This window comes from Enterobacter cloacae complex sp. CARB60, assembly GCF_036487345.1.
GTDB lineage: Bacteria > Pseudomonadota > Gammaproteobacteria > Enterobacterales > Enterobacteriaceae > Enterobacter > Enterobacter asburiae_D.
Genome location: NZ_JAZKLC010000002.1, coordinates 3,609,273 through 3,627,935 on the forward strand (window position 1 = coordinate 3,609,273; position 18,663 = coordinate 3,627,935).

18 protein-coding genes and 1 other RNA gene are annotated in these 18,663 nt (G+C 56.1%); 9 read left to right on the top strand and 10 right to left on the bottom strand.

Annotated features, from left to right (window positions below; all coding sequences use genetic code 11):
- Positions 1-7 precede the first annotated feature (7 nt).
- From acrB to V4835_RS18425, 5 genes are all read left to right on the top strand, one after another.
- The gene (gene acrB, locus V4835_RS18405) at positions 8-3,154 is read left to right on the top strand and encodes a multidrug efflux RND transporter permease subunit AcrB (protein ID WP_063145542.1); all 3,147 of its coding nucleotides are present in this window, start codon (positions 8-10) and stop codon (positions 3,152-3,154) included.
- A gap of 510 nt (positions 3,155-3,664) precedes the next feature.
- The gene (gene tomB / locus V4835_RS18410) at positions 3,665-4,039 is read left to right on the top strand and encodes an Hha toxicity modulator TomB (protein WP_008499288.1); all 375 of its coding nucleotides are present in this window, start codon (positions 3,665-3,667) and stop codon (positions 4,037-4,039) included.
- 27 nt (positions 4,040-4,066) lie between these two features.
- Entirely contained in the window at positions 4,067-4,285 is a 219-nt protein-coding gene (locus tag V4835_RS18415; protein ID WP_008499287.1) for an HHA domain-containing protein, read from the top strand.
- Positions 4,286-4,492: 207 nt separating this feature from the next.
- Positions 4,493-5,044 (top strand): maltose O-acetyltransferase, encoded by a 552-nt coding sequence (gene maa / locus V4835_RS18420; protein ID WP_024906845.1) that lies wholly within the window; start codon positions 4,493-4,495, stop codon positions 5,042-5,044.
- Between the two features lie 117 nt (positions 5,045-5,161).
- Positions 5,162-5,629, top strand: a complete 468-nt coding sequence (locus tag V4835_RS18425) for a YlaC family protein (RefSeq protein WP_063144745.1) — start codon at positions 5,162-5,164, stop codon at positions 5,627-5,629.
- Here V4835_RS18425 and pdxR read toward each other — a convergent pair.
- Positions 5,601-7,061, bottom strand: a complete 1,461-nt coding sequence (gene pdxR / locus V4835_RS18430; protein ID WP_331413159.1) for a MocR-like pyridoxine biosynthesis transcription factor PdxR — start codon at positions 7,059-7,061, stop codon at positions 5,601-5,603. The two genes, V4835_RS18425 and pdxR, sit on opposite strands and share 29 nt — an antisense overlap.
- Before the next feature lie 101 nt (positions 7,062-7,162).
- Between pdxR and V4835_RS18435 the strand changes: the two genes are divergently transcribed.
- Positions 7,163-7,873 (top strand): GNAT family N-acetyltransferase, encoded by a 711-nt coding sequence (locus tag V4835_RS18435; RefSeq protein WP_331413161.1) that lies wholly within the window; start codon positions 7,163-7,165, stop codon positions 7,871-7,873.
- On the opposite strand, the gene ykgO is transcribed toward V4835_RS18435, so the two are convergent.
- Both ykgO and V4835_RS18445 read right to left on the bottom strand, forming a co-directional pair.
- A complete protein-coding gene (gene ykgO / locus V4835_RS18440; RefSeq protein WP_003859006.1) occupies positions 7,870-8,010 on the bottom strand; it encodes a type B 50S ribosomal protein L36 in 141 nt (46 codons plus the stop codon). The two genes, V4835_RS18435 and ykgO, sit on opposite strands and share 4 nt — an antisense overlap.
- 2 nt (positions 8,011-8,012) lie before the next feature.
- Positions 8,013-8,273, bottom strand: a complete 261-nt coding sequence (locus V4835_RS18445; RefSeq protein WP_331413163.1) for a type B 50S ribosomal protein L31 — start codon at positions 8,271-8,273, stop codon at positions 8,013-8,015.
- A gap of 219 nt (positions 8,274-8,492) precedes the next feature.
- Between V4835_RS18445 and V4835_RS18450 the strand changes: the two genes are divergently transcribed.
- Positions 8,493-10,058: an EAL domain-containing protein gene (locus V4835_RS18450; RefSeq protein ID WP_331413164.1), complete on the top strand. Its 1,566-nt coding sequence runs from the start codon at positions 8,493-8,495 to the stop codon at positions 10,056-10,058.
- Here the strand turns inward: V4835_RS18450 and V4835_RS18455 are convergent.
- Complete coding sequence (locus tag V4835_RS18455; RefSeq protein ID WP_024906840.1) at positions 10,051-10,323, bottom strand: metal/formaldehyde-sensitive transcriptional repressor; 273 nt, start codon at positions 10,321-10,323, stop codon at positions 10,051-10,053. The genes V4835_RS18450 and V4835_RS18455 overlap by 8 nt on opposite strands.
- 133 nt (positions 10,324-10,456) lie before the next feature.
- On the opposite strand from V4835_RS18455, the gene V4835_RS18460 reads away from it, so the two are divergent.
- Positions 10,457-11,260: a nickel/cobalt efflux protein RcnA gene (locus V4835_RS18460; RefSeq protein WP_331413165.1), complete on the top strand. Its 804-nt coding sequence runs from the start codon at positions 10,457-10,459 to the stop codon at positions 11,258-11,260.
- 38 nt (positions 11,261-11,298) lie between these two features.
- Here the strand turns inward: V4835_RS18460 and V4835_RS18465 are convergent, their stop codons facing one another.
- From V4835_RS18465 to yczE, 3 genes are all read right to left on the bottom strand, one after another.
- Positions 11,299-14,388: a beta-galactosidase gene (locus tag V4835_RS18465; RefSeq protein WP_331413166.1), complete on the bottom strand. Its 3,090-nt coding sequence runs from the start codon at positions 14,386-14,388 to the stop codon at positions 11,299-11,301.
- Between the two features lie 103 nt (positions 14,389-14,491).
- Positions 14,492-15,562: a LacI family DNA-binding transcriptional regulator gene (locus tag V4835_RS18470; RefSeq protein ID WP_331413167.1), complete on the bottom strand. Its 1,071-nt coding sequence runs from the start codon at positions 15,560-15,562 to the stop codon at positions 14,492-14,494.
- 76 nt (positions 15,563-15,638) lie between these two features.
- Positions 15,639-16,250: a membrane protein YczE gene (yczE, locus tag V4835_RS18475; protein ID WP_331413169.1), complete on the bottom strand. Its 612-nt coding sequence runs from the start codon at positions 16,248-16,250 to the stop codon at positions 15,639-15,641.
- A gap of 86 nt (positions 16,251-16,336) precedes the next feature.
- On the opposite strand from yczE, the gene yczR reads away from it, so the two are divergent.
- Positions 16,337-17,758, top strand: a complete 1,422-nt coding sequence (gene yczR / locus V4835_RS18480; protein ID WP_331413171.1) for a MocR-like transcription factor YczR — start codon at positions 16,337-16,339, stop codon at positions 17,756-17,758.
- Positions 17,759-17,841: 83 nt separating this feature from the next.
- On the opposite strand, the gene V4835_RS18485 is transcribed toward yczR, so the two are convergent.
- The 3 genes from V4835_RS18485 to ffs all read right to left on the bottom strand — a co-directional run bounded on the left by V4835_RS18485 (position 17,842) and on the right by ffs (position 18,663).
- Positions 17,842-18,057, bottom strand: coding sequence for a hypothetical protein (locus tag V4835_RS18485; protein ID WP_023334722.1), 216 nt, complete (start codon positions 18,055-18,057; stop codon positions 17,842-17,844).
- Complete coding sequence (locus V4835_RS18490; RefSeq protein ID WP_063144756.1) at positions 18,054-18,305, bottom strand: hypothetical protein; 252 nt, start codon at positions 18,303-18,305, stop codon at positions 18,054-18,056. The genes V4835_RS18485 and V4835_RS18490 overlap by 4 nt, the downstream gene beginning before the upstream one ends.
- A gap of 261 nt (positions 18,306-18,566) precedes the next feature.
- An RNA gene (gene ffs / locus V4835_RS18495) (signal recognition particle sRNA small type) lies at positions 18,567-18,663 on the bottom strand.

An 18,663-nucleotide genomic window follows, 5' to 3' on the forward strand; every position in this document is an offset into this window, starting at 1 on the left:
TTAAGACATGCCTAATTTCTTTATCGATCGCCCCATATTTGCGTGGGTGATCGCCATTATCATCATGCTGGCCGGGGGACTTGCGATCCTGAAGCTGCCTGTCGCGCAATATCCAACGATTGCGCCACCGGCGGTGACAATTTCCGCAACCTACCCGGGGGCTGATGCAAAAACGGTGCAGGACACCGTCACCCAGGTTATCGAACAGAACATGAACGGTATCGATAACCTGATGTACATGTCCTCAAACAGTGACTCCACCGGTACAGTGCAGATCACCCTGACCTTCCAGTCAGGTACGGATGCTGACATTGCGCAGGTTCAGGTGCAGAACAAACTGCAGCTGGCAATGCCTTTGCTGCCGCAGGAAGTACAACAGCAGGGTGTGAGCGTCGAGAAATCGTCCAGTAGCTTCCTGATGGTTGTCGGCGTTATCAACACCAACGGCACCATGACGCAGGAGGATATTTCCGACTACGTGGGCGCCAACATGAAGGACGCCATCAGTCGTACTTCCGGTGTGGGTGACGTGCAGCTGTTCGGTTCCCAGTACGCGATGCGTATCTGGATGGATCCGAACAAGCTGAACAACTTCCAGCTGACCCCGGTTGACGTGATCAGCGCGATTAAAGCGCAGAACGCCCAGGTAGCGGCCGGTCAGTTAGGCGGTACACCGCCGGTGAAAGGCCAGCAGCTTAACGCCTCGATCATCGCGCAGACCCGTCTGACCTCTGCCGATGAGTTCAGCAAAATTCTGCTGAAAGTGAATCAGGACGGTTCGCAGGTTCGCCTGCGCGACGTGGCGAAAGTGGAGCTGGGCGGTGAGAACTACGACATCATCGCAAAGTTCAACGGTAAACCGGCTTCCGGTCTGGGTATCAAACTGGCGACAGGCGCTAACGCCCTGGACACCGCCACGGCGATCCGCGCAGAGCTGAAGAAGATGGAACCGTTCTTCCCGTCAGGTCTGAAAATCGTTTACCCATACGACACCACGCCGTTCGTAAAAATCTCGATTCACGAAGTGGTTAAAACGCTGGTTGAGGCGATCATCCTGGTCTTCCTGGTGATGTACCTGTTCCTGCAAAACTTCCGCGCGACGCTTATCCCAACGATTGCCGTGCCGGTTGTTCTGCTCGGGACCTTTGCGATCCTGTCGATATTTGGCTACTCGATAAACACCCTGACGATGTTCGGGATGGTGCTCGCCATCGGCCTGCTGGTGGATGACGCCATCGTGGTCGTGGAGAACGTCGAGCGCGTCATGGCGGAAGAAGGTCTGCCGCCGAAGGAAGCGACCCGTAAATCAATGGGGCAAATCCAGGGCGCGCTGGTCGGTATCGCGATGGTGCTGTCTGCGGTATTTATCCCGATGGCCTTCTTCGGGGGCTCTACCGGTGCGATTTACCGTCAGTTCTCAATTACCATCGTTTCCGCGATGGCGCTGTCGGTGCTGGTGGCGTTGATCCTGACCCCTGCCCTGTGTGCCACCATGCTGAAGCCAATTCAGAAAGGCGGTCACGGCGAGCATAAAGGGTTCTTCGGCTGGTTTAACCGCATGTTTGATAAGAGCACGCACCACTACACCGACAGCGTGGGTAACATCCTGCGCAGCACCGGTCGTTACCTGCTGCTCTATATCATCATCGTGGTGGGCATGGCTTTCCTGTTCGTTCGTCTGCCAAGCTCGTTCCTGCCAGATGAAGACCAGGGCGTGTTCCTGACGATGGCACAGCTTCCGGCGGGTGCCTCGCAAGAGCGTACCCAGAAAGTACTGGATGAAGTGACGGACTACTATCTCACCAAAGAGAAAGACAACGTTGAATCCGTGTTTGCGGTTAACGGCTTTGGCTTTGCGGGTCGTGGTCAGAACACCGGTATTGCCTTCGTTTCTCTGAAAGACTGGTCTGAACGTCCGGGCGAAAAGAACAAGGTTGAAGCCATCACCGGCCGTGCAATGGGCACCTTCTCGCAGATTAAAGATGCGATGGTCTTCGCCTTTAACCTGCCAGCGATTGTTGAACTGGGTACCGCGACCGGCTTCGACTTCCAGCTGATTGACCAGGGCGGCCTGGGCCACGAGAAACTGACGCAGGCGCGTAACCAGCTGTTTGGTGAAGTCGCTAAACACCCTGACCTGCTGGTCGGCGTGCGTCCAAACGGCCTGGAAGATACGCCGCAGTACAAAATCGATATCGATCAGGAGAAAGCCCAGGCGCTGGGCGTATCCATCAGTGACATCAACACCACGCTGGGTGCAGCCTGGGGCGGTAGCTACGTTAACGACTTCATCGACCGCGGTCGCGTGAAGAAAGTGTACGTGATGTCAGAGGCGCAGTACCGTATGTTGCCGAACGATATCAACAACTGGTTCGTGCGCGGCAGCAATGGTCAGATGGTTCCGTTCTCGGCGTTCTCAACGTCACGCTGGGAATACGGTTCACCGCGTCTGGAACGCTATAACGGTCTGCCGTCTATGGAGATCCTGGGTCAGGCAGCGCCGGGCCGAAGCACCGGTGAAGCCATGAACCTGATGGAAGAGCTGGCAAGCAAACTGCCTGCGGGTATCGGCTATGACTGGACCGGTATGTCCTATCAGGAACGTCTGTCCGGTAACCAGGCCCCTGCTCTGTACGCCATTTCACTGATTGTGGTCTTCCTGTGTCTGGCGGCACTGTACGAGAGCTGGTCGATTCCGTTCTCCGTTATGCTGGTGGTTCCACTCGGGGTTATCGGTGCGCTGCTTGCGGCAACGTTCCGTGGACTGACCAACGACGTTTACTTCCAGGTAGGCCTGCTGACAACCATTGGCTTGTCGGCGAAGAACGCGATACTTATCGTTGAATTCGCCAAAGATCTAATGGAGAAAGAAGGCAAAGGCCTTATTGAGGCGACACTTGAGGCGGTTCGTATGCGTCTGCGCCCAATCCTGATGACGTCACTGGCGTTTATCCTCGGCGTACTGCCGCTGGTTATCAGCTCCGGTGCAGGCTCCGGCGCGCAGAACGCAGTAGGTACAGGTGTAATGGGCGGTATGGTTACCGCGACCGTACTGGCTATCTTCTTCGTACCGGTGTTCTTCGTGGTGGTTCGCCGCCGCTTTAGCCGAAAGAATGAAGATGTTGAACACAGTCATTCGGTAGAACCTCACTGATACCGGTTTCACATGATAAAAAGGCCGCATTAGCGGCCTTTTTCATTTTCAGAAAAAATCATAAATTACGCTTATTGTGGTTCTATTTATTTTCTGCCATCTTAAATAGACATATCATAATTAACTGATAACTTAATCGGTGAATTCAGGATTTTTTTAATTTCATTTCCCCGCTTAAGTTATTAGGAATATTCCTAATAAGAACTTCTTACAAAGAGAAGTCTGAATCTGAACTTTTCTCATCATTTTTGCTAAGCCAATGAAACGTAAGGAAGCGATAAAACACCCTTGTTAATTTGGATAAAAAAGTTGAGTCCAGGATGACCCTTTGCGTACATGCTCGCAGTCTGCGGTTTTATTTGTAATTTTTCGTAATAGCGCGATGAAATCCAGCAAGGAGTGGCTTATAGTTAGGTTATCAGGAACACAGCACTCATGTAGCTAAGTCAGTTGTATCCATCCCGACAATGATGTTCGGTGAGTAAGAAATCACTCAGAAGGGGATGCGCTATGGACGAGTACTCGCCAAAAAGGCATGATATCGCGCAGTTGAAATTTCTCTGCGAATCCTTGTACCATGACTGCCTTGCCAACCTTGATGAAAGCAACCATGGCTGGGTAAACGACCCAACGTCTGCCATCAATTTACAGTTGAATGAGCTGATAGAGCATATCGCAACCTTCGCACTTAATTATAAAATTAAGTACAATGAAGATAATAAGCTCATTGAGCAAATTGATGAATACCTGGACGACACCTTTATGTTGTTCAGCAGTTACGGCATTAACGCCCAGGATTTGCAAAAATGGCGTAAATCGGGAAACCGGCTATTCCGCTGTTTCGTCAACGTGAGCAGAGCTAACCCGGTTAGTCTTTCCTGTTAAAATTATTACAATTACTAAGGTGAATTTATGTCTGATAAACCACTCACAAAGATCGATTATTTGATGCGCTTACGACGCTGTCAGTCAATTGACACGCTTGAGCGCGTCATTGAAAAGAATAAATACGAGCTTTCGGATAATGAACTGGCGGTATTTTATTCAGCCGCTGACCATCGTCTTGCTGAGCTAACAATGAATAAACTGTATGACAAGATCCCTACTTCTGTATGGAAATTTGTCCGTTAATCTTTGAAGGGTGTCTGTAGAGTTCTACGCCACGTTTTAAACTGTTTTTACCTATCCCGTTATACTCCCTGCGCCCAGGCCAGGTCTCCGTGTAAACGTGTTTATCAGCAACAATGTTGTGACGCCAGTCACATCGGCTTTTCGGGAACGTTCCCCTTCTGGCCTGTTCCGATTACCCTGCGGTAATCACATCCAGCGAGGTTTCCAATGAGCTTAGAAAAACAGAAAATGATTGCCGGTGAACATTACCGCCCCGGCGATGAGACGTTACGGGCCGACCGACTGCGCGCCCGCCATCTGGTTTACCGCTATAACCACACCGCGCCTGATGAAAAAACAGAACGCCAGAACATTCTGGCGGAACTTCTGGGACAAAGTGAAGGCGCTTATATAGAACCAAGCTTCCGCTGCGACTACGGGTATAACATTTATCTGGGCAAAAACTTTTACGCTAACTTCGACTGCGTAATGCTGGATGTCTGCCCTGTTCATATTGGCGATAACTGTATGCTCGCGCCGGGCGTTCATATTTATACGGCTACCCATCCCCTGGACGCAGAAGAACGGAATAGCGGCGTAGAGTTTGGAAAACCCGTCAGCATTGGCAATAACGTCTGGATTGGTGGCCGGGCGGTCATTAACCCTGGCGTCACCATTGGTGATAATGTGGTGGTGGCCTCCGGCGCCGTCGTGACGAAAGACGTCCCGGCTAACGTCGTGGTTGGCGGCAACCCGGCAAAAATCATTAAAACGCTGTGAGGCTCCGGGGAGCCAACTGTTATGGTCTTTTAGCGCCAGACTGTTACTTCTTTCAGCCTGATGGCTCCCCTAAAATTGGCAGACCCCCTGTATTGTCAACTCTTATGAAGGCAAAAAATGACCGAGATACAGCGCCTGCTTACCGCCACCATCGACGATCTTAATCTCCGCGAAAAGCGCGATAATCGCCCGCGCTTTAGCATTAGTTTTATTCGCAAACATCCTGGACTGTTTGTCGCCATGTATGCCGCCTGGCTGGCGACGCTTATTGTGATGCTGACATCCGAAACGCTGGCGGACTCCGTCTGGCTGCTGGTTGTACTGTTTGTCGTCTTCAACGCCTTTTTCTTTTTCGACGTGAATCCGCGCTACCGTTACGAAGATATCGACGTGCTCGATTTCCGGGTCTGCTACAACGGCGAATGGTACAACACGCGTTACGTGCCAGAGGAGCTGATCGAAAACATCATGCACTCTCCGGCGGTTGAAGCCGGGCAAAAAGAGAAGCTGCAGAAAATGGTCTCCACCAAAGGTCAGCTCTCTTTCTATGACGTCTTTACCCTTTCCCGCCCTGCTGCTGCGTAATTAACGCCTGCAGACGCCGGATCCCCGGCGTAAACTGAGAAGCAGAGGTATTGCCGTAACCTAAAACCAGACCGGTTTGCCCCTGCTTCGCCTCCAGGTAGTACCCGCTCAGTGCAGTGGGTGCCAGCTGAAACGCCCTCGCCTGCTCCACCAGCCTCTGGTCGTCAATACCGTCTATCGCCAGCGTCAGATGCATCCCGCCTTCACCGGCCAGAATACGGTGCGGAGTATGAAGCTCTGCGTCCAGCACTTCCCGCAGCTGGCGGTAGCGCTTACGATAGAGCCGACGCATGGCGGCAAGATGGCGGGCGTAATGACCTTCTTCAATGAACAGCGCCAGGGTACGCTGCTCCGCACGATGCCCACCGCGCAACAGCGAGCCGATGGCCGGGCGAGCCGCTTTCGCCAGCGCTGGCGGTAACACCATGAACCCCATTCTGAGCGACGGAAACAGCGTTTTACTGAACGTCCCCAGATACACAACGGGCGCATTGTTGACCATTCCCAGCATCGCCGGTACGGGCTCACCGGCATAGCGGAACTCGCTGTCGTAATCATCTTCAATGATCCACGCGCTGTGCTGCCGGGCCAGCTCAAGCAGCGCCAGCCGCCGCCGCGCGCTGAGCACGCTCCCGTAAGGGAACTGGTGCGAAGGTGAGGTAAAAATCAGTGAGGGTGCAGGCGCATCCAGACCTTCCCAGCACATTCCCTCGTCATCAACCGGTATTCCCGTCATTGCCAGGCCGGTTTTAACAAACGCACTCTTTGCCCCGCTATAGCCGGGGTTTTCCACCCAGGCGACATCGCCAGGCTCGCTTAACAGCATCGTGCAGAGGTTGACGCCCTCAAGCGCGCCTTCCGTGATAACAATCTGGCTGGCGTCGCAGTCAATACCGCGGGACAGGGCGAGATGCCGGGCAATAGCGGCCCGCAGCGACGGCTCGCCGGCCGGGTCACCATACCCTAGCAGAGCATTTCCCTCCTCCCGCATCACGCGGTCGTACAATCGCCGCCACAGCGGCAGAGGAAAATAGTTGATGGCCGGCGTGCCTGGGGTAAACGCCAGAACAGGTGTGTCCCGGGGCACTGGCGCGGGCAGCAGCCCGACCCGTTTTGCGAGCGTGACGGCTGGGCCCGGCAATGCCCGAGAGACAGAACGATGAGCTAACTGCGCCACCCGCGCTCCCTGGCGATTACGCTGCAAATACCCTTCGAGGGTGAGCTGGTCCAGCGCCGCATTGACGGTATTCCGGGAAAGGGAGAGCTGCCGGGCAAGCGTTCTCGAACCGGAAAGCTGGCTGCCGGATCGTAGCTTTCCGCACAGTATGGCCTCCCGCAAAGCAAGGTAGAGCGCACGCTGGAGCGTCTCTTCCCCGCGTGTTTTCAGGGCTGCATTGAGCAAGGTATAAAATTCATCACCCGGTATATTCATCTCGCCTCCTCGTGGAACCATAAAAACATAGCGCAGTGGTTCTTTTTAAGGAACCAGCAATTCACTAGTCTGAAGCTCTTTTCAACGTCACGGAAATTAAGATGAAGACATTCAATCAGTTCGGACAGCCGGTGGGCGAAGCGCTTACCGACTGGCAACCCCGTCAGCACCCGTCCCGGGTGGTCCTTCAGGGTCACTATTGTCGGCTTGAGCCGCTGCGCGTGGAGCATGCCGACGCGCTGTTCTCAGCGTATTCCCTGGCCGAAGATACCCGCAGCTGGACGTGGCTGCTGCGTGAACCCGATGCCACCGCGGAGGAGTTTGCCGAATGGGTGGCAAGCGTAAGTGAATTATCCGATCCCATCCACTTTACCGTTATGGATAACCGGACCCAGTCCCCCGTCGGGACGCTGTCCCTGATGCGGATCGATCCTAAAAACGGGGTCGTGGAAGTGGGGCACGTTCACTTCTCTCCTCTTTTAAGCCGCACGCCCATGTCGACAGAAGCGCAGTATCTGCTGATGCGTTACGTGTTCGATACCCTGGGCTATCGACGTTATGAATGGAAGTGCAATAGCCTGAACGAACCTTCCCGCAAGGCGGCACTGCGTCTGGGTTTTCAGTTTGAGGGGCGCTTTCGCCAGGCGCTGGTCATAAAAGGCCACAACCGGGATACCGACTGGTTTTCGATACTCGACAAAGAGTGGCCGGCGCTGGCGGGCGCCTTTGAAAGCTGGCTTGCCACCGACAATTTTACTGGCGATGGCAAACAGAAAAGAGCCCTGGAAAGCTGGCGAGAAACGCGCGTCTAGCGTCTTTTTTTACGTCCCTGAACCGCCTTAAAGCGCGGATTGGATTTGCAAATCACGTATAAGCGTCCCTTGCGTTTGACTATCTGGCAATCCGGGTGACGCTGCTTTGCACTGCGTAATGAGTTAAGTACCTGCATGGTTAGCCCCGCTTCGCATTGAGAAAACCGCCAAAACGCTTGCGGAAGCGCGCTGTGCTGCCGTCCGTGGAGAACGTTTTCTGCTTACCGGTATAAAACGGGTGCGATTTTGACGAGACATCAAGGGTGATGTACGGATACGTTTCGCCGTCGAGTTCAATTTCGCGGTCGGTTTTTATGGTTGAGCCAATTTTAAAATATTCATTGGCGCTGGTGTCGTGGAACACCACGGTGCGATAGGTGGGATGGATATCGGGTTTCATCGTAAATCCTTTATGTTTTGTTATAACATAACAAAATAATATCCAGGCCAGGTTGAAAAAAAAACCCCTCTCTTCTGCCGATATTTTCTGGTTTGCCTTAGATAAAATGTAAACCGTGGCACCCACGTGCTATAACTATATCATTTCGCGGTAAAATCTTTCTCTTCAGGCAGGGAACTCAGCGCCCAGGAACGGGCATACGAGGAAGGACACGACAGCATGAAAACCCGACATCTGGTCAGTCTGGTGACTGGCGTACTTATCTTTTCTGTGCTGGTCCCCATTTGCCTGAGCATCTGGCTGGCCCATCGCCAGGCGGAAGATAAATTTGTCGATGCGCTGGAAAACTATGCCTCACGCGTGCTGGTACGAACCGACCGGGTTGTGGATCAGGCAAAAGAAGCGCTCGATCATCTGCAGGCCTTTGAGGGCGTGCCGTGTAGCCCATTGCAATTAAGGGAGATGCGACGCGTCGCTTTCTCGTGGCGATATGTCCAGGAAGTGATTTACATCGACAATCTTCGACCGCTCTGCTCCTCCCTGGAGCAAACCAGTCATGCGGCCCCTTTCCCCCCTCCGATGCGCATTACCGAAGATGGCTACAGCGCCTGGCTGACCACCCAGAACGATCTTGGGTTTAACCGCTACATGGCGGTGCTGGGTAAAGGCCACTACCTTGTCATGGTCGATCCTGCCTCGCTGGTGGACGTGATCCCTTTCGGTGAGATAGCGATTGATGCCGCCCTGGTAGGAAGCACGACGCACCGCATATTCGCCAGCAGCAATAAGCTCGATTCCCACATTCGCGACATGATTCAGGAGCGGGGTGTGAAAACCGTGCAGTACAACGGTTCAATGTACGTCATGAAGTCTGTACCTGAGCTGGGGTTTACCGTCGTCGCGTGGGCAACGCTCAAACCGCTGGCTGAAACCTGGCACCGGCAGCTTCTGTTCTGGTTACCGTTCGGCATGTTGATAAGCCTGCTCGCCGCGCTCTTTGTCCTGCGGATACTGCGCCGTATCCAGTCGCCGCGCAATCGCCTGCTGGACGCCATTAACAGCCGCGATTTTGTGGTTCACTATCAGCCCATCGTGGCGCTGTGTAGCGGAAAAATCGTAGGCGCAGAAGCGCTGACGCGCTGGCCCCAGCCGGACGGAAGCAGTCTGTCGCCTGATATCTTTGTTCCTCTTGCCGAGCAAACGGGGCTCATCTCGCAGCTCACGCAGCTCGTCATCGAAAAGGTGTTTGAAGATATGGGCCACTGGCTGCAACGCCATCCGGATAAGCATATCTCCATTAACCTCGCGCCTGCCGATTTAACCTCCGGCATCCTGCCGCCTCTGCTGAGTCAGCTCCTGAATAAGTGGCAAATCCATCCCCGACAGATCGCCCTTGAGCTCACCGAGCGCGGCTTTGCCGATCCCAAAATTAGCGCACCGGCTATCGCGGCATTCCGGCGCTCGGGCCACCCTGTCTATATTGATGATTTTGGCACGGGCTATTCCAGCCTGAGCTATCTGCAGGATCTGGACGTCGACACGCTAAAAATCGATAAGTCGTTCGTGGATGCGCTGGAATATAAAAACGTGACGCCACATATCATTGAAATAGCGAAGTCGCTGAAGCTGGCGATGGTGGCGGAGGGAGTCGAGACCGCAGGGCAGCTCGCCTGGCTGCACCAACACGGCGTGCAGTACGGGCAGGGGTGGTACTACAGCAAAGCGCTGCCAAAAGCGGAATTTATTCTTTGGGCAGAAAACAACCTCGGCACGCACGCTACTTGAGATAGGATTTGATCACCTGCAACACCACGCCAAGATCGGCTTCACGCTGCGCTTCTTCAGGCTCTTTCACCACATGATCGGTTAAATGCCCTTCGATCACCTGCATCATCATGCCATTTACCGCCCCGCGGATCGCCGCCAGCTGCTGTAACACCTCGGCGCATTCGTGATCGCTGTTGAGCATTTTTTCCAGAGCATTACTCTGCCCCTGAATTTTCTTCAGGCGAGTCAGTAACATTTTCTTGTCGCGAACGGTATGTGACATCTCTGTATCCCTTGTTTTTAGCTTTTAAAGCATATCACGCTCTACTCCCCCTGAGTATTTTCCTACTGGGGGGTAGTATTAGTCTACTGGGGGGGAGTAGTATTTCCGCACGCTTTCCACTCCGGAATTTCCCATGACCGATTTTGCTTCACTCCTTCAGCAGGGCAATGCCTGGCTGTTTGTTCCCAGCGCTATCCTGCTCGGTGCGCTACATGGCCTGGAGCCGGGCCACTCAAAAACAATGATGGCCGCCTTTATCGTGGCCATCCGCGGCACGCTGAAACAGGCGGTACTGCTCGGCCTGGCGGCCACGCTCTCCCATACGGCGGTGGTCTGGCTCGTTGCGATGGCGGGACTGTGGTTTGGTCGGGGCTGGGATGCGCATACGTCCGAACCCTGGTTCCAGCTGATCTCCGGGGTGTTGATCGTTGCGATCGCCCTGTGGATGGCGTGGCGAACCTGGAAAGAGAGCCAACCGCACGATCATCATCACGACCATGACCATGACCACCATCATGATCATCATCACCACGAACACACGCTGATTGAAGAAGAGTGGCAGGACGCCCACCAGCGCGCGCACGCGCAGGATATTAACCGCCGCTTCAGCGGTCAAAATGTCACCACCGGGCAGATCGTGGTGTTTGGCCTGACCGGCGGGCTTATCCCCTGCCCGGCGTCCATCACCGTTCTGCTGATCTGCCTGCAGCTAAAGCATTTCGCCCTCGGCGCGACGCTGGTATTCAGCTTCAGCATCGGTCTGGCGTTAACGCTGGTCGCGTCCGGCGCGATTGCCGCCTTAAGCCTCAAACATGCGACAAAACGCTGGCCCGGGTTTAGCGAATTTTCCCGTAAAGCGCCGTGGATCTCCGCAGCGCTGATTACCGTGGTGGGGATTTACATGAGCCTGCACGGCCTGAACGGCATTCTGGGGTAAGCGTGCGGCCACGCCGTGTGGCCGCATCTCCTGGGCAGTTAAGGGTTCTGCTGCCAGCTGAAGGTATAGCGAAGCTGACGTTTTTGCAGGATGAATTCCGGCGAGACGCTGGGGCTCCAGGAGTCGTCGCCGCCCACGCCCATATGGAATGCATCGAGGTTGAGCCAGCATCCCGGCTCTTCCCGCAGCAGGTGATGATGGGTTGTCTCCCGCAGCTGCTGCTGGCTATAGCGGCTTACCGAGAAATGGAAATGGCCGTTCAGCTGATGCGTTCCCAGCACGAGTTTGCGGGTATCGCAGCGCAAACCATTTTCCGTCGGGAAGATGTACGGCGTGTGCATGGCCCCGAGAGGTAATGTCCAGCGCCCCTGCTGCGCCGCCAGCTTTCTGTCCGGGTAGTTCTCATGCGGCCCCAGCCCCAGCCAGTGAACGTTTTCCGGCGTTTCGGCGAGATGAACGCTCAGGCCAATCCGCGCAGGTTCAGGGATATCAGACGCGATATCGACCTGAATATCGCCATGCAGAACCCCCCGATCGTCCACCCGCCAGACTTTACGACTCAGGAACAGCGCCTTGCCGCGATACTCAAGGACATGCCGGGTTGTGACCACCACCTCGCCTGCGTGCTGCTCAGCCTCACAGTGCAGCACGCGCGAGGTGAGATCGTACATGCCCGCCGCTTTCCAGCGTTCAACCCAGGCATTCGGATCGATCTGCGTCGCTTCACTCACGCCAATGTCGTTGTCCAGCGGCGCGCGGCTGACGTTATCCGTCAGAGGTGAAAGCAGCGTGTCAACGCCATTTCGCCACCATTGGGTCAGGTTTCCGGATGCGCGCTCGAACTGCCAGCGCTGTTGACGATGGGCGATCTCCAGCATGCGATCGCTTTGCGTTAACACCGGCGGCTCGCCAGCCGGGGCTGGCGGAGCAATAAAGAGCGGAGCCGGAAGCGGCCACTGCTCCCACGCGCAGCGATGGTCTGCCGGTGACCACGGCGTTGCCCGCGGCTGGCGCACTTCAACGTTCAGCCAGATCTCACCCGGCCCGGCGTTCAGCTCCGGCAGGGCGATCTCCAGACGCTGAGTGCCTTCAGGCGCCATCGCCAGCGTCACCTCACCCGCAGCGAGCACCTCCCCGTCCCGGGCAACCGTCCAGTTCAGCACTTCGTTATCGGTGTGGCGGAACAGGTAGCCGCTTTGCACCTCAATCACCAGCGGAGAGGTGCTGACCCGCGTAAAGGTAAAGAACTGCTGGGCGCGCTGAGCTTCGTACAGCGCCGGGTGCGGCGTGCGATCGGGGAACACCAGCCCGTTAAGACAGAACTGCCGATCGTTCGGCTTATCGCCGAAGTCTCCGCCGTAGGCCCAGAACGTATTGCCATCTTCGTCCCGTTTCGTCAGGGCCTGATCGACCCAGTCCCAGACAAACCCACCCTGCAGGCGAGGATGGCTGCGAAACGCCTGCCAGTATTTTGCAAACCCGCCGAAGCTATTTCCCATCGCATGAGCGTATTCACAGAGGATCAGCGGACGCGTTTCGTCCGGCATGCCGATCCATTTCTTGATTGACCATTTAGGCACGGCCGGGAACGGCTGATCCCGATCGACCCGGGCGTACATCGGACAAACGATATCGGTCGCCGCCGTGTTCGCGCCGCCGCCTTCATACTGCACCGGACGCGTCGGGTCGGTGGTTTTCAGCCAGCGGTACAGCGCATCGTGAGTCGCGCCGTGGCCCGACTCATTGCCCAGGGACCAGATGATAATCGAGGGATGATTACGATCGCGCTGCACCATGCGGGTCACGCGCTCGCTCATGGCGGGCAGCCAGCGCGGATCGTCAGCAAGGCGGCTCATCGGCACCATGCCGTGCGTTTCGATATTGGCTTCGTCAACGACGTACAGCCCGTAGCGATCGCAAAGCCGGTACCACAGCGGATGGTTCGGGTAGTGCGAACAGCGCACGGCGTTGAAGCTGTGCTGCTTCATGATTTCGATATCGCGACGCATGGTCGCTTCGTCCATCACCTGGCCGTTTTCCGGGTGATGCTCGTGCCGGTTAACTCCGCGGATCAGCAGCGGTTTACCGTTAAGCTTCAGCAGGCCGTTGCTGATTTCAACGCGGCGGAAGCCCACGTCACACGCCTCTATCTCAAGCACCTCACCCTGCGGGTTAAGAAGCGCCATCGTCAGGCGATACAGCTCTGGCGTTTCAGCGCTCCAGAGTGCGGGCTGGTCGACGGGGATCGCTGCCGTTAGCCGCTCGGCCCAGCTGCCGCGCTCGTCAACAATGGCAGACCCCGGCCGTAGGGAAACGCTGGCGCATTTCTCCCCCTTGCGCCACAGGGTAAAGACCACCTCGCCGTCCGCAAAACCATGGCCTGCCAGCGTGACATCAACCTTCAGCACCGCACGGTCCAGCTCCGCATTCAGATCCGTCACGACGTGATAATCGGCAATCTGCGTCTCGGGCTTATGCAGCAAGGTCACATCGCGGAAGATGCCGCTCATGCGCCACATGTCCTGATCTTCCAGATAGCTGCCGTCGCACCAGCGCAATACCATAACCGCCAGGCGGTTCTGTCCGGGGCGTAGTGCCGCCGAGAGGTCAAATTCGACGGGCAACCGGCTGTCCTGGGAATAGCCTATCCACTGCCCGTTGCACCAGAGATGGAACGCCGAGTTCACGCCGTCAAAGATGATGCGGGTCTGCCCGCTCTGAAGCCAGGCGTCATTCACCTCAAATGTGAGCGAGTAACAGCCGGTCGGGTTTTCCTGCGGCACAAAAGGTGGGTTAACGGGGATGGGATAGGTGACATTGGTGTAGACGGGCGTGTCGAATCCCTGCATCTGCCAGTTAGACGGCACGGGCATCGCAACGGCATCCGCGCAATCTTCGGTTACCCATGCCTGAGGAACCTGCTCCGGCGCGGTAAAGTAGCTAAACCGCCATAGTCCGTTGAGAACGTGCCTGCTGACGGATCCGGCGTCATCTCTGGCCGAAGGCTCATTGCGCCAGCTGTGCAGCGGCGCGTGTGCGGCAAGGCGGTTCCACTGGGTAACTACGGGGTTTTCCCAGTCCCGACGGGCCAGGAGGGCGCTGAGGGTCAGCGAGGGGGTGTTAGACATATCAACCTCTTTGCGAAGCGCTCACAATTTTAGTTAACATGCCCTGGCACCCTGCGACGGTAAAGCGCTCAATCGCAGGGTAGCGAGTCAGATCACAAAAGTCTTATTTGCGGGCAAGCTGCTCGGCCAGGAGTGCCAGGCTTCTGAGCTGCTGCGCCAGATCCTCGCGTTCGGCCTGCTGCGGCGCGCGGCGCGCGCTGGAATGACGGGTAACCAGCGTCACCGGCAGCTGAAGCTGCCAGCACGCCTCGTCCCCGGAGGGGGCCAGCAGCCACTCCACGCTGCGTTCGCCCGCCTCGCGAAACGACTGGCGAATGGTCGTCAGCGGCGGAGAAAACCAGGCGCTGTCAGCCGTATCGTCGAACCCAACCACCGATATCTGGCCCGGAACCGCTACCCCTTTTTCCGCGCAGGCGCGCATCACCCCGAGCGCCATTTGATCATTCGCCACCAGAATCGCGTCCGGCAATGTCGACGCAGACAACAGCATATGTCCCTTCTCATATCCGCTGGCCGCGCTCCAGTCACCGCAGGCCACCGCAGCGGCTTCAAGCCCCGCGAATGCCAGAGCGGCTTTCCATCCCGCCAGGCGCGCCCGTGCAGAGACCGAGCTTTCCGGCCCGCTCAGCAGAGCAATGCGCTGATGCCCCAGCGAAAGCAGATGCTCAACGCCCAGATGCGCCCCCTGCTCTGCGTTAAACACGAGGCTGTGTACCTGCGCTGAGGGTGATACATCGAGAAACAGCACCGGAACTGGCGACGCCAGCGCGCTGAGCTCTTCGGCGTGCGGATCGTCCAGCGGCACATTCACCAGCAGCGCCTCCACCCGCTGTGCCAGCAGCGCCTGAAGCGCGGCCTGACACTGCTGGGGTTGCTCCACCATGGAGATAAGGACGCTCGCCCCCTGTTCCGCCGCGCGCGTTTTTACCGCCGACACAATTTGTGAAGGCGCGTGCAGGGCCAGGTCGGTCGTGATGAGACCCAGCGTACGGGTGCGTTTACCCGCCAGCTGCTGTGCCCGAAGGTTTGGAACGTAGTGCAGCTCCGCCATCGCCTGCTGCACCTTTTCTCGCGTGCGGGCAGACACATGTTCCGCGTTGTTAATGACGCGGGAAACGGTCTGATAAGAAACCCCCGCAAGGAGGGCGACATCATAGAGAGTGATAGCTTTCATGCATTCTGGCATCGCGTTTATCGTGCCCCTATTCTGGCACAGCGACGCCGTTAAAACATGTGAGCGCTTCGCAAAATTAAACAACCCGCTCCGGCTGGGGTATTTCCTCAATGCGCGGCTTCTGGCGGAACCAGGGCAGACAGAGCTGAATAAGCGGGCCAATGGTCAGGGCATACAGTACGGTTCCCACCCCAAACGTCCCGCCAAGCACGCACCCAATCAGCAGGACGGAGACTTCAATTGAGGTGCGCACGCTGCGAATGGACCACCCCAGACGGGCATGAATGCCTGTCATCAGGCCGTCGCGCGGGCCAGGCCCGAAGCCGGCGCCGATGTACATGCTGGTCGCAATCGCGTTCATCACGATGCCCGATACCAGGAAAGCGATTCGAACGGGTAACGAATCCAGTTCCGGGATAAGCGCCATGCTGGCGTCCGCCGCCAGACCGATACAAATCACGTTGCTGATCGTGCCAAGGCCCGGCATCTGACGCAGTGGGATCCACAGCAGCAGCACCGCCGCACCGACTAAAATGATTACCGTCCCGATAGTCATCCCCAGCTGCATCCCCACCCCAAGGTGAAAAACATCCCAGGGATCGACACCCAAATCGGAGCGAATAAACATTGCGGTGGAAAGGCCATACAGTCCTAAACCGACATAGAGTTGTAGCAGACGACGTATCATTTTTATCTTCTCCAGTGAACCAGGCTTTCATCCTGACCTAAAATGGCACTATGATTAATGTCCAGTTTTCAAATAGTGGACTGCATATGTCATCACGCCGCTTCGGAAGCCAGTCTCTGGTACGCCTTTTAGGCCACTGGCAGCAAGCCTCATCCCGCACCCCGCTCTGGCGACAGCTGGCCGACGCGCTGCGTCTGTTAATCCTTGATGGACGTCTGGCACTGAATACGCGTCTACCGGGCGAGCGTGAGCTGGCCTCCGCGCTGGACGTAAGCCGGACCACCATCAGCAGCGCCCTCGCCCACCTGCGCGAGGAGGGTTACCTTGAAAGCCGCCACGGCAGCGGGTCACGCGTGCTCCTCCCGGATACGCGCGCCGTTCCCACCCTTTCAGCGGCAAGTGCCGCACTGGATCTCTCTACTGCCGCACTCAATGCCGGACCCGAGATCCACCAGGCTTATGCCCATGCGCTCACGGCCATTACGCAGCATCTCTCGCTGACGGGCTACGATCAGCTTGGGCTGCCGACGCTGCGGGAGGCCATCGCGGCGCGCTATACCGCGCGGGGTCTTCCCACCCGCGCAGACGAAGTGATGGTGGTCAATGGTGCCGTCAGCGGCTTTGCGCTGGTACTGAGGATGATGACCGGGCCGGGGGATCGCGTCGTGGTCGATCACCCCACCTATCCGCTGGCGATTGCCGCCATTCAGGGAGCGCAGTGTCGGCCCGTGGGGGTATCGCTACCGGAAACCGGCTGGGATACGGATGGCTTCGCGGCAACGCTTGCCCAGACGGCGCCGCGCCTGGCGTATCTGATGCCTGATTTTCATAACCCCACCGGGCGCTGTATGGATGTCGCCACCCGTCGGGCCATCACGGATATCGCGGCCCAAACCCGCACGGCGCTGGTGGTGGATGAAACGATGGTGGATCTCTGGTTTGACGCGCCTCCCCCGCCACCGCTGGCCGCCTTTAACCCGCAGGCTACCGTCATCACCTTAGGCTCTGCCGGAAAAAGCTTCTGGGGAGGGCTGCGTCTGGGCTGGATCCGCGCCTCCTCGCGCACTATCGCTACGCTAGCCCAGACGCGGGATACCCTGGATTTAGGCTCGCCGCTGCTGGAACAGCTGGCGATGGAGTGGCTCATTAACAACAGCGAGACGTTTCTGCCCGCACGCCGGAAGATGCTGGCGGAACGACGCGATCGATGCGGTGAACTGTTGCGCGAACATTTTCCGGACTGGAAATTCCATGAAGCGGAAGGCGGGCTCTCTTACTGGATAGAACTCCCGGGCATGCTGGCGACACAGCTTGCCGCGCGGGCTGAGATTCTGGGGATCAATCTGGGGACCGGCACGCGGTTTGGTTTATCTGGCGCGTTTGACCGCTATTTACGGATGCCCTTCTCGCTCGAATCGACAGAGCTTGAACAGGCGTTGCTGAGGATCAAACCGCTATGGCTCGCTCTGAATAAAAACGTGCCATCATTAAAGCGCAGCGTGATCTAATATTAAAATATTTGAAACAGATCATAAAAAATAAAAACTGCTGACTGTCACGGATACAGTCAGCAGTTTTCACCAGTCAGGAGCTAATGCTGAGCAGGAATGGGAAATCCTTTCAGTGAAATAACGAAGCTTTCACCGTCTTTCTTTATTTTCGCGCCGGTATCACACCAGTCAGACGCAATACGAAAGAACTCATCACTTCCGACATTCCAGCCAAGACGTACATGCTTCACGTAGCCTGAACGCAACAGATCGCAGGCCTCTTTGTAGTCACTGGCAGTTGACAGTTGTTGTTTCATTTTCTCTTCTTCAGAAGTTTGCGTAGAGCTTTGATTTCTTTAGGAGTAAAAGGAGAAACACTCTCTTCTTCCGTATGCTGATTATCAATATCCTCTTCCGATACTCCCGCCTCTTCTACTGCTTCGAACGCCAGCAGCAGCAGTTTCTCTGTCGTCACGCTTAAATTCTCGTTATTGTCTTCCGCATAGTGGCGAAGCCTTTCTTTTAGCGCGTCATCAATCTTAACGTTTAATACCGCTGTAGCCATGTTTGTCACTTCCCTTCGGAATAAGTACTTTATTTAATACACGAAGTTAACAATGTTATCCAGATATATATATTTTTGAGACATGGGAGAAAATAACCGTCCAATTATAAAATGACAGTCTATTATTACAGGTTGATGACAATAATATTTCAGTACAATGAAATATATATTGCAGGATATAGGCACAATATTATTGTGGGATAACGGTTTAAGGGGAGAGGTGAAGCTGAAGGATCTTATGAGGCTACAAATGGGTGAGGGCCCTGCCAGCTACATCCCGGCACACACGTCGTCTGCCCTGGCTGCTTCCTTCCGGACCTGACCTGGTGAACAGAGTAGCGTTGCGGGAGAACCAACA

Excerpts from the sequence above, each read along its gene's own strand:
- V4835_RS18450 (WP_331413164.1), top strand. The coding sequence starts at position 8,493 with ATGAAAACCCGACATCTGGTCAGTCTGGTGACTGGCGTACTTATCTTT.
- V4835_RS18485 (WP_023334722.1), bottom strand. The coding sequence starts at position 18,057 with ATGAAACAACAACTGTCAACTGCCAGTGACTACAAAGAGGCCTGCGAT.
- ykgO (WP_003859006.1), bottom strand. The coding sequence starts at position 8,010 with ATGCAGGTACTTAACTCATTACGCAGTGCAAAGCAGCGTCACCCGGAT.
- tomB (WP_008499288.1), top strand. The coding sequence starts at position 3,665 with ATGGACGAGTACTCGCCAAAAAGGCATGATATCGCGCAGTTGAAATTT.
- V4835_RS18455 (WP_024906840.1), bottom strand. The coding sequence starts at position 10,323 with ATGTCACATACCGTTCGCGACAAGAAAATGTTACTGACTCGCCTGAAG.
- maa (WP_024906845.1), top strand. The coding sequence starts at position 4,493 with ATGAGCTTAGAAAAACAGAAAATGATTGCCGGTGAACATTACCGCCCC.
- V4835_RS18415 (WP_008499287.1), top strand. The coding sequence starts at position 4,067 with ATGTCTGATAAACCACTCACAAAGATCGATTATTTGATGCGCTTACGA.
- V4835_RS18470 (WP_331413167.1), bottom strand. The coding sequence starts at position 15,562 with ATGAAAGCTATCACTCTCTATGATGTCGCCCTCCTTGCGGGGGTTTCT.
- V4835_RS18445 (WP_331413163.1), bottom strand. The coding sequence starts at position 8,273 with ATGAAACCCGATATCCATCCCACCTATCGCACCGTGGTGTTCCACGAC.
- acrB (WP_063145542.1), top strand. The coding sequence starts at position 8 with ATGCCTAATTTCTTTATCGATCGCCCCATATTTGCGTGGGTGATCGCC.
- V4835_RS18460 (WP_331413165.1), top strand. The coding sequence starts at position 10,457 with ATGACCGATTTTGCTTCACTCCTTCAGCAGGGCAATGCCTGGCTGTTT.
- V4835_RS18490 (WP_063144756.1), bottom strand. The coding sequence starts at position 18,305 with ATGGCTACAGCGGTATTAAACGTTAAGATTGATGACGCGCTAAAAGAA.
- V4835_RS18435 (WP_331413161.1), top strand. The coding sequence starts at position 7,163 with ATGAAGACATTCAATCAGTTCGGACAGCCGGTGGGCGAAGCGCTTACC.
- pdxR (WP_331413159.1), bottom strand. The coding sequence starts at position 7,061 with ATGAATATACCGGGTGATGAATTTTATACCTTGCTCAATGCAGCCCTG.
- yczE (WP_331413169.1), bottom strand. The coding sequence starts at position 16,250 with ATGATACGTCGTCTGCTACAACTCTATGTCGGTTTAGGACTGTATGGC.
- V4835_RS18465 (WP_331413166.1), bottom strand. The coding sequence starts at position 14,388 with ATGTCTAACACCCCCTCGCTGACCCTCAGCGCCCTCCTGGCCCGTCGG.
- V4835_RS18425 (WP_063144745.1), top strand. The coding sequence starts at position 5,162 with ATGACCGAGATACAGCGCCTGCTTACCGCCACCATCGACGATCTTAAT.
- yczR (WP_331413171.1), top strand. The coding sequence starts at position 16,337 with ATGTCATCACGCCGCTTCGGAAGCCAGTCTCTGGTACGCCTTTTAGGC.